Genomic DNA, 12,286 nt, shown 5'->3' with positions numbered 1-12,286 from the left:
ATTATTCATTATTAAAATCAGTTGCTTAAAATTCAAACTTATTGCAGCCAATGTTTAGAACCCTTTCCCGGCTTTTTACCAGGTAAATTTATAGGATTGTAGCGTAAAAAAAGAGAATTTCGCAGTCTTGCAGAGCAGGTATTAGTGCGTATGATAACGTCACTGGAGTTGTGCTTTTAACATATTTGCCTCTAACCCCGGGAATCCGCACATGCGTATCGAAGAAGATCTGAAGTTAGGTTTCAAAGACGTTCTTATCCGCCCTAAACGCTCTACACTGAAAAGTCGCTCAGACGTTGAACTCGAACGTCAATTCACCTTTAAGCATTCCGGTCAGACCTGGTCTGGCGTGCCGATTATCGCGGCGAATATGGATACAGTGGGCACCTTCGAGATGGCGACCGCGCTGGCGCAGTTCGACATCCTCACTGCAGTCCATAAACATTACAGCCCTGAAGAGTGGAACGCGTTTGTTGCATCTGCCTCCGAAGAGGTGGTCAAGCATGTGATGGTTTCAACCGGCACCTCTGACGCTGATTTTGAGAAGACGAAACAGATCCTGAACGCTAACCCGGCGCTGAACTTTGTTTGCATTGATGTGGCGAATGGTTACTCCGAGCACTTCGTGCAGTTCGTCAGCAAAGCCCGTGAAGCCTGGCCAACTAAAACTATTATCGCAGGCAACGTGGTGACCGGCGAAATGTGTGAAGAGTTGATCCTTTCCGGCGCTGATATCGTCAAAGTGGGTATTGGTCCAGGCTCCGTTTGTACCACTCGCGTGAAAACCGGTGTCGGCTATCCGCAACTGTCTGCGGTTATTGAGTGTGCGGATGCTGCGCACGGTCTGGGCGGCCAGATCATTAGTGATGGCGGTTGCACCATGCCTGGCGATGTGGCGAAGGCTTTCGGCGGCGGCGCAGATTTCGTGATGCTGGGCGGCATGCTGGCGGGCCATGAAGAGAGCGGCGGCACCGTGGTGGAAGAGAACGGCGAGAAATTTATGCTGTTCTACGGCATGAGCTCGGAATCTGCAATGACCCGTCACGTTGGTGGCGTGGCAAAATACCGTGCGGCAGAAGGCAAAACCGTGAAGCTGCCATTGCGTGGTCCGGTTGAAAATACCGCGCGCGACATCCTGGGTGGCCTGCGTTCCGCCTGCACCTACGTGGGTGCATCCCGCCTGAAAGAGCTGACGAAACGCACGACGTTTATCCGCGTTCAGGAGCAGGAAAACCGCATATTCAATAGCCTGTAATCGCTTCCGCTGGCGCATTTCCATGCGCCAGTTCTATCCCGCGCTCATCGCATCCCCCAGATGGAAAATTGGCAGATACATTGCCACCACCAGCGTACCAATAATCACCCCCGTTACAATCAGCAGTAAAGGCTCCAGAAGCGCAGCCAGATTATCTGCCAGTTGAAAGGTTTGCTCCGTGTGGTGACGGGCAAGGTTTGCCAGCATTACGTCAAGTGCGCCGGAGACTTCCCCGGTTCGAATCAGTTGAATACAGAGTGGTGTAAACACTGCAGCGTTGCGAAAAGATGACCAGACGGGCATACCCTTCGCAATATTCTCCCGTATATCCCGCAGGGTGTCTCGCCAGTACAGGCTTTCGACAGTTTCTTCTGCACTCTCCAGCCCCTGTAAAAAGGCTATACCTGCCTGCTGCGTAAGCGTCAGTACGGTAAAAATCTGCCCCAGTTTTTGACCACGCGCGAGTGCCCCCATTACGGGCAAGCGCAGCAAAATGCGATGACTCGCGCGCTGCCACCGTGGCTGTCGTCGCACACTGTATACGGCGATAACCGGTACAATCAGTGTGACGATGAGAGCGACAGCATGCGCCTGAATAAACGTTGCAATCCCCATTACCATCCGGGTCAAAAAGGGGAGTGGAGTATTAAATGTTTTATAGATGGCGGCAAACTCTGGCAGTACCAGCGTCACCATCGCCAGTACGACGAGCGTTGCCAGCGAAAGAATAATCAGAGGATAGCGAAGCGCCTTTTTCACTTTCGCACTGAGTTGCTGCTGTGATTTTTGCTGTTGTGCGAGCTGGCGACAACACTCCTCCAGCTTTCCCGTCAGCTCACCGGTTTTCACCATCGAGACATAAAGTGGGCTAAACACCATCGGCCATTTTTTTAAGGCTTCAGAGAACGCGCATCCTTCACTTAGGTCATCGGCGAGACTTTGCAGCAGGGCCTGCCAGGGTTGTAAAGGGTGCTGCTGCGCCAGCATACCCAGGCTGTGGGAAAGGGTAAGACCCGCCTGAAGCAGCGTGGCAAGCTGCCGAAACATATCGTAGCAGTGATGGGGCTGCCAGCGATGAGGCAGCGGGCAGCGGGTTAACACTAAAGGATGCAGTTCTTTTTGGATTAAGGTTGTGAAGGCCGATAAACGGTCAGAGGCCCAAAGCGTTCCGCTTTGCGGCTCCCCGTCAATTGACAATGCCCGCCAGCGCCAGAGTTGATTAGCTGCCATCGGGCATCCCCAGTACACGCAACAGCTCTTCAAGCGTCGTAAGCCCTTGTTCAACGGCCATGCACCCATGCTCAAACAACGACAGCATTCCTGCTTGCCGGGCGCTGGCTTCTATGACGTCAATGTTCGCCCCGCTGGCAATGGCCTGCCGGAGCGTGTTGTCGATAGCGAGCACTTCAAAAATCGCCACGCGGCCATAAAATCCGTGATAGCAGCGTTCGCAGCCGATCGGTTGCCAGTGCGGAAGGGGATGGGGCCACACCGTGCGAGGAAGTTCTGCTTTGTCTGCGGAGGTTTGTCGACAATGTGGGCAAAGACGACGAACCAGTCTCTGCGCTACCACCAGCGAGAGTGCGGAGGAGAGCATCCAGCGTGCGACACCCATCTGCTGCAGGCGAATCAGCGTTTCTGCCGTCGAGTTGGTGTGAAGTGTGGAGAGCACCAGATGCCCGGTCTGTGCGGCATTGATGGCGATTTCTGCTGTTTCGCCATCGCGAATTTCACCCACCATAATGATATCCGGGTCCTGACGCAGCAGCGCGCGCAGGACGCTCTGGAAGGTTAAACCCGCGCGCGGGTTAATCTGCGTCTGGTTCAACCCAGTAAGGGGGATCTCAATAGGGTCCTCTACGCTGCAAATATTCACATCTGACGTATTACGCGCCTGCAGAGCGCTATAGAGCGTCACCGTTTTACCGCTTCCCGTCGGGCCTGTGACAAGTATCAGTCCTTGCGGTTTGTTGAGCGCCTCAGCAAAGTGTGCCTGCTGGCCGGTGCTCATCCCCAGTTGCCCAAGTTCCAGGGCCTGTTCCACCTGATGCAGCAGTCGCAGCACGATTTTCTCCCCACCGTCGCAGGGAAGCGTTGCGATACGAAAAGAGACAGGCGCATTGGCCAGTTCAACCGTAAACTGGCCGTCCTGCGGCAAACGGCGTTCTGCGATATCCAGATTGCCCAGAACCTTCAATCGCGCGCTAAGCATGGTCGCCAGCGCCGGGGATAGAGGAGGCTGTGGACAGAGAACGCCATCAATACGTAAGCGAACCTGGCATGCATGTTCGGTGGGTTCTATATGGATGTCTGACGCACGCAGGCTTAAGGCCTGAAGCAATGTGTTATTGAGGACATCAACGGCTGAGTTTGCTGTCGGGGTGAGCGGCAGTTGGGTTGGTAAGGCCAGTTGCCGGTGCTTCTCCATACGCTCAGCGGTCCAGCACTCAATATCAATGCGTTTTTGCGTTGCAAAACGTAAGGCTTCCATCAGCTCAGTACCCGGATTCCCCGTAACAGCAATGCTGATCATGTCCGTGTCGCTGCTCAGCAACAGGGCATGATGGCGCTGACAAAGCGCCATGAGTTGTTCTGAGTTCATCATCCCCCCCTGTCAGTTGCTGTCGAAGCGGAAGACATCTTCACAGGCTTGTTTGAGCGCGCTGTCGGTATCGATCCTGCAGTCGCGCGTCCAGCCCGTCATGCCGTTGCCATCGTTCCAGATCGGCGTCATGAGAACCTCAAGCCCGTTCAAACTCTCCTGGCCCGTTAAGGACACCATGCCTTTTGCCACACTCATTGCCGATACATAGCGTGTTGTTGTGGGCGAAGGGATACCGTTAGTACCTGCGTCACAGCTTTCCACGCCACCATGATCCAGTGCGCAAAGCTCAATGGCCGTGCGGTAGGGGACGAAAGTTTGCAGCATATCGGTGAGTGCGGCTTTTCGCAGGTAGTTCTGATAAGCGGGTACGCCAATGGCGCTCAGAATGGCAATAATGCCAATCACCACCATCAGTTCAATGAGCGTGAATCCTTGTTGTTTGTTCATGTCTGCTCCTTTTGTTAAGTGGCGCTACTCTGGCAGCAGAAAGCAATGCCGACGAGGGCGAAAAAAAGGAACGTGAAGGGGCGTTCAGGGAAAGAAGATGGGGTTGCAGTGGAGAACAAGAAATTTGCGAGCGGGGCAGTGATTCCCCTCTCCGTCTGGAGAGGGGGAGAACAGCATTATTTGAAGCGCATTGAGAGGTCGAGCGCGCGGATATGTTTGGTGAGCGCGCCCACGGAAATAAAATCGACGCCTGTCTCAGCGAATTCGCGGATTGTGTCAAAGGTCACGTTGCCTGATACCTCAAGCTGTGCCTGGCCGTGGGTACGTTTTACCGCCTCACGCATCTGTTCGGTTTCAAAGTTATCGAGCATGATGATATCGGCACCTGCTTTAATGGCTTCGTCCAGCTCATCCAGGCTTTCGACTTCTACTTCGACTGGCACATCCGGGTGCAGCCAGAAGGCTTTTTCCACTGCCTGACGCACGGAGCCAGAGGCAATAATGTGGTTCTCTTTGATCAGGAAGGCGTCGGATAACCCAAGACGATGGTTTGCACCGCCGCCGCAGAGTACGGCATATTTCAGCGCGGTACGCAGGCCCGGTAAGGTTTTTCGCGTATCCAGCAGCTGCGTGCGGGTGCCTTCCAGCAGGTCAACGTAGCGGCGAACTTCACTGGCTACACCGGAAAGGGTTTGCACAAAGTTCAGTGCGGTGCGTTCGCCTGTGAGCAACACGCGGGACGGGCCGTCCAGTTCGAAAAGCGGTTGATTTTCGGTGACCGTATCGCCATCAGCAACGTGCCAGGTAATCTGCACATCATCACCCGCCAGTTGGGTGAAAACCTCCTCAACCCAGCGTTTTCCGCAAAAAACGCCCTCTTCGCGGGTGATAATTACCGCGTGTGAGCGTGCCTCTTTTGGCAATAATTGTGCGGTAATATCGTTATCGGCGCTGACGTCACCGCCCAGATCTTCTTTCAAAGCATGGGCAACGCTTGCCGGGATATCCATGTTAATACGTTCCAGAAGCGCTTCACGTCGGTGGTCGGGGTTGTAGCGGCGAGGCGGCATGATAAAACTCCAAATTGGTAACGAATCATAATATTGAAACATGCTACTCTGAACCGAGTAACAGCACCATACATAAGGAGTTCCAGCATGTTGTTAGAAAACGGATGGCTGGTGGACGCGCGGCATGTGCCCTCGCCGCACCACGATTGCCGCCCGGAGGATGAAAAGCCCACACTGCTGGTGGTTCACAATATCAGTCTCCCGCCGGGTGAGTTTGGCGGTCCGTGGATCGATGCGTTATTCAGCGGAACGATAGATCCCGATGCGCATCCTTTCTTTGCTGAAATTGCCCATCTGCGCGTATCGGCTCATTGTCTGATACGTCGCGATGGCGAAGTGGTTCAGTATGTTCCTTTTGATAAGCGTGCCTGGCATGCGGGAATGTCGAAATATAAAGGGCGCGAGCGCTGCAATGATTTTTCGATTGGGATCGAACTGGAAGGCACTGATACAACACCTTACACCGATGCGCAGTATCAACAACTGGTTGCTGTAACCCAAACGCTCATCGGGATATATCCCGCGCTGGCTGAAAATATCACCGGGCACAGCAATATCGCACCGGAGAGAAAAACCGATCCTGGCCCGGCATTTGACTGGTCCCGGTTTCGCGCCATGCTTACCGCGTCGTCAGATAAGGAGATAACATGACGTTGTTTACCATGCTGCTGGTTATGATTGCCGAACGCCTGTTCAAGCTCGGCGAGCACTGGCACCTGGATCATCGGCTGGAAGTGATCTTCCGCCGCATTAAACACTTTTCCCTGCTGCGCACGTTGCTGATGATGGCAGGCGTGATGGTCATTACGTTCCTGCTGCTGCGCTCGCTTTACGGCCTCTTCTTTAATGTGCCCCTGCTGGTGGTGTGGCTCCTGCTCGGGGTGCTGTGCATTGGTGCGGGTAAGGTGCGTTTGCACTATCACGCCTATCTGAAAGCGGCATCCCGCGACGATGCGCACGCGCATGGTGCAATGGCGAGCGAGCTGACGCTGATCCATGGCGTTCCGCCGGATTGCAATGAGCGTGAGTTTCTGCGCGAGCTGCAAAACGCGCTGCTGTGGATTAACTTCCGTTACTATCTTGCGCCGCTGTTCTGGTTTGTCGTTGGTGGTCCATGGGGGCCGGTGCTGATGATGGGTTATGCGTTCCTGCGTGCCTGGCAGACCTGGCTTGCGCGTTACTTAACACCGCATGAACGTTTGCAATCCGGTATTGACGGCATTCTGCATGTGCTCGACTGGCTTCCGGTGCGTCTGGTGGGCGTGGTGTATGCGCTGATTGGTCATGGCGAAAAAGCGTTGCCCGCATGGTTTGCCTCGCTGGCCGACCGTCATACGTCGCAATACCAGGTGTTAACCCGTCTGGCGCAGTTCTCTCTGGCGCGTGAACCGCATACCGACAAGGTGGAAACGCCAAAAGCTGCTGTTTCCATGGCGAAGAAAACGTCGTTTGTGGTGGTAGTGATCGTCGCGCTGCTGACTATTTACGGCACGCTGGTATAAGCCAGCGCACCGTATCGGTCAATGCGTATCGGCAGGCGGGATGCCAAAATCAGGCATCCCGTTTTCATTCCAGCGGATGAGCTTCAGGCGGGTGTGACGGTTCGGATCGTAAAGCGGATCGCCGTCAATTTCGGTGTAGTTACGCGCGTGATACACCAGCACGTCTTCCCCTTCCGGCGTCTTTGTGAAGCTGTTATGGCCTGGTCCATACTGACGATTCTCATCGCTGGTGACGAACACCGGACGCGGAGATTTATGCCAGTTCGCCGGGTTTTGCGGATCGGCATGCAGGTCAATCCACAGTAATCCCATGCAGTAATTCTCATCGGTTGCGCTGGCGGAATAGCTGATAAACAATTTATCGCCGTGTACCAGCACCGCCGGGCCTTCGTTAACCCGGAACCCGCGGCACTCCCAGTCGTACTCCGGTTTACTGAGCATCACCGGCTCGCCTTTCAGCGTCCAGGGATTTTCCATTTCACACAGATACAGGTTGGAGTTACCGATGATATCCGGGGCTTTTTGTGCCCACAGGTACCAGCGTTTGCCCTGATGAACAAAGGTGGTGGCGTCCAGCGCGAAGGTGTCGAAGGGCGTGTTGATTTGCCCTTTTTCTACCCACTTGCCGGTGAGAGGATCGTTGTCGGCACATTCAATGGCAAACATACGGTGCTGGAACATCCCGAGTTCGTCGAGTGCCTGCGTGTGCGTGGCGGCAAAATAGATGTACCACTTGCCGTTGATGTAATGCAGTTCCGGTGCCCAGATAAGCTGGCTCATCGGGCCGGAATCGGGTTTGCGCCAGACAACCACCTCTTTGGCGTCGCGTAGCCCTTCCAGCGAGTCCGCGCGGCGGATCGCCAGCCTGTCGTACTGCGGTACAGAGGCAATAAAATAGTACTGTCCTTCATGGCGCAAAATATACGGATCGGCGCGTTGTTCAATAAACGGGTTTGGCCAGGTTTGCATTCGGCTTTCCTTATTTAGTCTCAGCGGCGTTGAGTTCCTGATATACCCTTCATACTTCAAGTTGCATGCGCGTTGGCTGCACTCGTTCACCCCAGTCACGTACTTATGTACGCTCCAGGGGATTCACTCCCTTGCCGCCTTCCTGCAACTCGAATTATTTAGGGTATAGTCATTCAGCTCGCGGTAGTTGATGCGACGCTTTTCCAGATCCGCCTGGATCTGCTTCATCGTTTCGCGGTCCACTTTCAGCAGACGTACCACGCCCGCCGTAATGAGATAACCGATGCCCGGAATGACGGTAAACAGCAGCACAATCCCGTTGAGGGCCTCCGCGCTTTGCGCTTTCGCACCCGCGTCGTAGCCGTACCAGGAGAGCAGGAAACCGACCATCGCACCGGCAATTGCCAGCCCCAACTTGAGGAAGAAGATGTTGCCGGAGAAGCTGATCCCGGTGATGCGTTTCCCGGTTTTCCACTCGCCGTAGTCATCCACGTCGGCCATCAGCGACCAGTGCAGCGGAGACGGGATCTGGTGCAGGATATTCAGCAGGACGTAGAGCACGACAATAGTGACCGTGGCTTTAGGGTCAAAGAACCAGAAGGCGCAGGAGAAAATCGCCAGCACGATGTTGGTCCAGAAAAACACTTTCAGCTTACACCAGCGGTCGGTCAGCACTTTCGCCAGCATGCTGCCAAGCATCATGCCCACCACGCCCAGGCTGATAAACAGGGTGGCGAAGTGGGTGCTTTGGCCCATCACCCAGGTGACGTAATACATCGTGGCTGCCATGCGGATAAAACCAGGGCAGACGTTGCACAGGGTCAGCAGCAGAATGCGTACCCACTGGTCGTTCTTCCATACGTCCTTGAGATCGTTTTTCAGCTCGTCGTTGGTCTGCACTGCCGGGCGCACGCGCTCCCGCACGGTCGCAAAGCAGAACAGGAACATACAGGTGCCAATCAGTGCCAGCACGGTCATTGCCATCTGGTAGCCTTTGGCTTTGTTATCCCCGCCGAACCAGTCGGCCATCGGTAGCAGCGTCAGTGAGAGCAGCAGCGTGGCAATACCGACCATCACAAATCGGTAGGACTGGCAGGCGACGCGCTCTTTTGGATCGTTGGTGATCACACCGCCCAGCGAGCAGTACGGGATGTTGATGGCTGTATAGGTCAGCGACAGCAGGAAATAGGTAACAAACGCATAGATAACTTTGCTGTTATAGCTCCACTCTGGCGTGGTGAACATCAGGATGCTGAACAGCGCATAGGGGAAGGCAATCCACAGCAACCATGGACGAAAACGACCGTATTTACTGCGCGTGCGGTCGGCAATGGCTCCCATGATCGGGTCAGTCACGGCATCAATCACGCGTACTGACAGCAACAATACGCCGACCAGTGCTGGCGCAAGACCAAAAATATCCGTATAGAAATAGTTAACAAACAACATGATAGCGCCGAAGATGATGTTACACCCTGCGTCGCCCATGCCATAGCCGATCTTTTCTTTAACTGACAGTTTGTTGTTATCCATCGACAGCTCTCCGGGTTACCGTATGGAGAGAATTATTTGCTGGCGAACAAATATATGCGTTGCAGGATAAAGGCGGTGATATGGATGAAATAGCTGTAGGCGAGAATTTGTGAGGAAGGTAACAACCCTCTGCACCCGCAAAGGGGGTACAGAGGGGAGAACCGTTAGTGCGCTTTCACCGTTTTGGCGTTTTTCTGTTTAACCAGATAGCCCACGCCGAGAACAGCAATCCAGACCGGGATCAGGTACACGGAAATTGCCATGCCAGGGGTGATCAGCATGATGACCAGCACGGCCGCCATGAACAGCAGGCAAACCCAGTTACCCAGCGGGTAGAGCAGGGCAGGGAAGCGAGTGGTCACGCCTTGCTGCTGTTTGGCACGGCGGAACTTAATGTGCGCCAGGCTGATCATCGCCCAGTTAATGACCAGAGCAGAGACCACCAGCGCCATCAGCAGGCCGAAGGCAGATTCCGGTGCCAGGTAGTTAATCAGCACACACAGTGCAGTAACAACCGCCGAAACGATGATGGTATTTACCGGCACGCCGCGCTTGTCGACGTTGAGCAGCGCTTTCGGCGCGTTGCCCTGCTGCGCCAGGCCGAACAGCATGCGGCTGTTGCAGTAGACGCAGCTGTTATAAACAGACAGCGCAGCGGTCAGCACCACGATGTTCAGGGCATTCGCCACGAAGGTATCGCCCAGCTCGTGGAAGATCAGCACGAACGGGCTGGTGTCAGCGGTGACGCGCGTCCACGGCAGCAGAGAGAGCAGCACGGCCAGCGAGCCCACATAGAAGATCAGAATACGGTAGATAACCTGGTTAGTCGCTTTCGGGATGCTCTGCTCCGGGTTGTCGGCTTCTGCGGCGGTGATGCCCACCAGCTCCAGGCCGCCGAAGGAGAACATGATAATTGCCATCATCATTACCAGACCGGTCATACCGTGAGGCAAGAACCCGCCTTGCTCCCAGAGGTTACGTACCGTTGCCTGCGGGCCGCCATTGCCGCTGAACAGCAGCCAGCCGCCAAAGATGATCATCGCCACCACGGCAATCACTTTAATAATGGCAAACCAGAACTCCATCTCCCCAAACACTTTTACGTTGGTCAGGTTAATGGCGTTAATCAGGACGAAGAACGCGGCTGCAGAGACCCAGGTTGGGATATCCGGATACCAGAACTGGATGTATTTCCCGACCGCCGTCAGTTCAGCCATGGCAACCAGTACGTACAGTACCCAGTAGTTCCAGCCTGAAGCGAAGCCCGCGAAACTGCCCCAGTATTTATAGGCAAAGTGGCTGAACGAACCGGCTACCGGCTCTTCCACGACCATCTCACCCAACTGACGCATAATCAGAAAGGCAATAAAACCCGCGATCGCGTAACCCAAAATAATGCCCGGACCGGCCGACTGGATAACGGATGCGCTTCCCAGAAACAGGCCGGTACCAATCGCACCGCCCAATGCGATGAGCTGAATATGGCGGTTTTTAAGGCCGCGCTTAAGCTGATCGCCATGCTGTTGAGCTTCCATTTGAAACCTCGTGTGTGGTTGTTATGTTCACGCTGTGCGTGTGTAATTATCAAAGTCCGTTTTCTGTATTTATTTCTTTACGGTCAACGATGCCGAAAAAAGCGGAGATGACTTCCGTAAGCGCCAGAATAGTGGTAAGTGCCATCGAATGCACCTGCTTTATGAAGGGATGATGACGAGTTGAATAAAAAGAAAGCATTTGTAAATCGGTCCGTTAACCCTTCGTATCCCAACCTATAGAATAGAAATGCTCCATAAGTGGGCGAATTTTCATTATTTGCGTTGTTGAATCGCTTCAGATTGCAAAAACCCTCGTTTCATTATGGTTAAAACTGCCTCTTTGGTAGTAATCAACTCATTTGTGCAAAGTTACATTTCTGAAACGTTATTTCTGTAAGGTTGTTAAAATGTGCAGGGTTTACTGATTTCAATCAAAACCAATATGGACAGAAGGTGAATACTTTGTTACTTTAGCGATACGAACTTGAAATTGGTAAGACCAATTGACTCCGGGCAAAAAGGCGTAAGACAGGGAATATGGCCTACAGCAAAATTCGCCAACCAAAACTTTCCGATGTGATTGAGCAGCAGCTGGAGTTTTTAATCCTCGAAGGGACACTGCGCCCAGGTGAAAAACTTCCGCCAGAACGCGAGCTGGCAAAACAGTTCGACGTTTCACGCCCCTCTCTGCGTGAGGCGATTCAACGCCTCGAAGCAAAGGGCTTGCTGCTTCGTCGCCAGGGCGGCGGAACCTTTGTGCAAAACAGCCTGTGGCAGAGCTTCAGCGATCCGCTGGTAGAACTTCTCTCTGACCACCCAGAATCCCAGTTTGATCTGCTTGAGACCCGTCACGCGCTTGAAGGTATTGCGGCCTATTACGCCGCCCTTCGCAGCACTGATGAAGATCGCGTGCGTATCCGCGAGCTGCATCAGGCCATTGAACGGGCACAGCAGTCCGGCGATTTAGACGCCGAGTCCGATGCCGTCGTCCAGTATCAAATTGCCGTCACCGAAGCGGCACACAATGTGGTGCTCCTCCATCTGCTACGCTGCATGGAGCCGATGCTGGCCCAGAACGTTCGTCAGAATTTTGAATTGTTGTATGCCCGTCGGGAAATGCTCCCGCTGGTAAGCAACCATCGCACCCGAGTATTCGAGGCGATAATGGCCGGGGAACCGGAGCAGGCGCGCGAAGCGTCGCACCGCCATCTGGCTTTCATTGAGGAAATCTTGCTGGACCGCAGCCGTGAACAATCGCGTCGCGAACGTTCATTACGCCGCATACAGCAACGAAAGGATTAAGCGCCAGGTACTTTAGAGCGCGGCAACTAAACGCAGAACCTGTCTTATTGTGTTTTCTGACGAAAATA

The 12,286-nt window shown here is 54.0% G+C and carries 11 protein-coding genes; 4 read left to right on the top strand and 7 right to left on the bottom strand.

Annotated features, from left to right (window positions below; all coding sequences use genetic code 11):
- The first annotated feature begins 211 nt into the window (after positions 1-211).
- Positions 212-1,255: a GMP reductase gene (locus ABGB15_RS17565; RefSeq protein ID WP_152083460.1), complete on the top strand. Its 1,044-nt coding sequence runs from the start codon at positions 212-214 to the stop codon at positions 1,253-1,255.
- 33 nt (positions 1,256-1,288) lie between these two features.
- Here ABGB15_RS17565 and hofC read toward each other — a convergent pair whose 3' ends face one another.
- From hofC to nadC, 4 genes are all read right to left on the bottom strand, one after another.
- Positions 1,289-2,485 carry a protein transport protein HofC gene (gene hofC / locus ABGB15_RS17560; RefSeq protein ID WP_276852869.1) on the bottom strand — a complete coding sequence of 399 codons (1,197 nt, stop codon included), beginning with the start codon at positions 2,483-2,485 and terminating at the stop codon, positions 1,289-1,291.
- Entirely contained in the window at positions 2,475-3,857 is a 1,383-nt protein-coding gene (gspE, locus tag ABGB15_RS17555) for a type II secretion system protein GspE (protein ID WP_215723364.1), read from the bottom strand. Before gspE ends, hofC begins: the two co-directional genes overlap by 11 nt.
- Before the next feature lie 12 nt (positions 3,858-3,869).
- On the bottom strand, positions 3,870-4,307 hold the full coding sequence (gene ppdD / locus ABGB15_RS17550) for a prepilin peptidase-dependent pilin (protein WP_215723310.1): 438 nt from the start codon (positions 4,305-4,307) through the stop codon (positions 3,870-3,872).
- A 176-nt stretch (positions 4,308-4,483) separates the two neighbouring features.
- On the bottom strand, positions 4,484-5,377 hold the full coding sequence (gene nadC, locus ABGB15_RS17545; RefSeq protein WP_215723309.1) for a carboxylating nicotinate-nucleotide diphosphorylase: 894 nt from the start codon (positions 5,375-5,377) through the stop codon (positions 4,484-4,486).
- Between the two features lie 87 nt (positions 5,378-5,464).
- Here nadC and ampD point away from each other — a divergent pair, with 87 nt between their 5' ends.
- Positions 5,465-6,028, top strand: a complete 564-nt coding sequence (gene ampD, locus ABGB15_RS17540) for a 1,6-anhydro-N-acetylmuramyl-L-alanine amidase AmpD (protein WP_215723308.1) — start codon at positions 5,465-5,467, stop codon at positions 6,026-6,028.
- The gene (gene ampE, locus ABGB15_RS17535) at positions 6,025-6,879 is read left to right on the top strand and encodes a beta-lactamase regulator AmpE (RefSeq protein ID WP_152083465.1); all 855 of its coding nucleotides are present in this window, start codon (positions 6,025-6,027) and stop codon (positions 6,877-6,879) included. The genes ampD and ampE overlap by 4 nt, the downstream gene beginning before the upstream one ends.
- An 18-nt stretch (positions 6,880-6,897) precedes the next feature.
- Here the strand turns inward: ampE and ABGB15_RS17530 are convergent, their stop codons facing one another.
- The 3 genes from ABGB15_RS17530 to aroP form a co-directional block, all read right to left on the bottom strand.
- The gene (locus ABGB15_RS17530; protein WP_215723307.1) at positions 6,898-7,848 is read right to left on the bottom strand and encodes a family 43 glycosylhydrolase; all 951 of its coding nucleotides are present in this window, start codon (positions 7,846-7,848) and stop codon (positions 6,898-6,900) included.
- Positions 7,849-7,971: 123 nt separating this feature from the next.
- Entirely contained in the window at positions 7,972-9,381 is a 1,410-nt protein-coding gene (locus ABGB15_RS17525) for a glycoside-pentoside-hexuronide (GPH):cation symporter (protein WP_152083467.1), read from the bottom strand.
- A gap of 164 nt (positions 9,382-9,545) precedes the next feature.
- Positions 9,546-10,916, bottom strand: a complete 1,371-nt coding sequence (gene aroP / locus ABGB15_RS17520; protein WP_215723306.1) for an aromatic amino acid transporter AroP — start codon at positions 10,914-10,916, stop codon at positions 9,546-9,548.
- A gap of 537 nt (positions 10,917-11,453) precedes the next feature.
- Here aroP and pdhR point away from each other — a divergent pair.
- Entirely contained in the window at positions 11,454-12,218 is a 765-nt protein-coding gene (gene pdhR / locus ABGB15_RS17515) for a pyruvate dehydrogenase complex transcriptional repressor PdhR (protein ID WP_014068921.1), read from the top strand.
- Positions 12,219-12,286: the final 68 nt, after the last annotated feature.

The organism is Enterobacter sp. MALB-1, assembly GCF_041021625.1.
GTDB lineage: Bacteria > Pseudomonadota > Gammaproteobacteria > Enterobacterales > Enterobacteriaceae > Enterobacter > Enterobacter oligotrophicus.
This window is presented reverse-complemented; position numbering and strand designations above follow the sequence as displayed.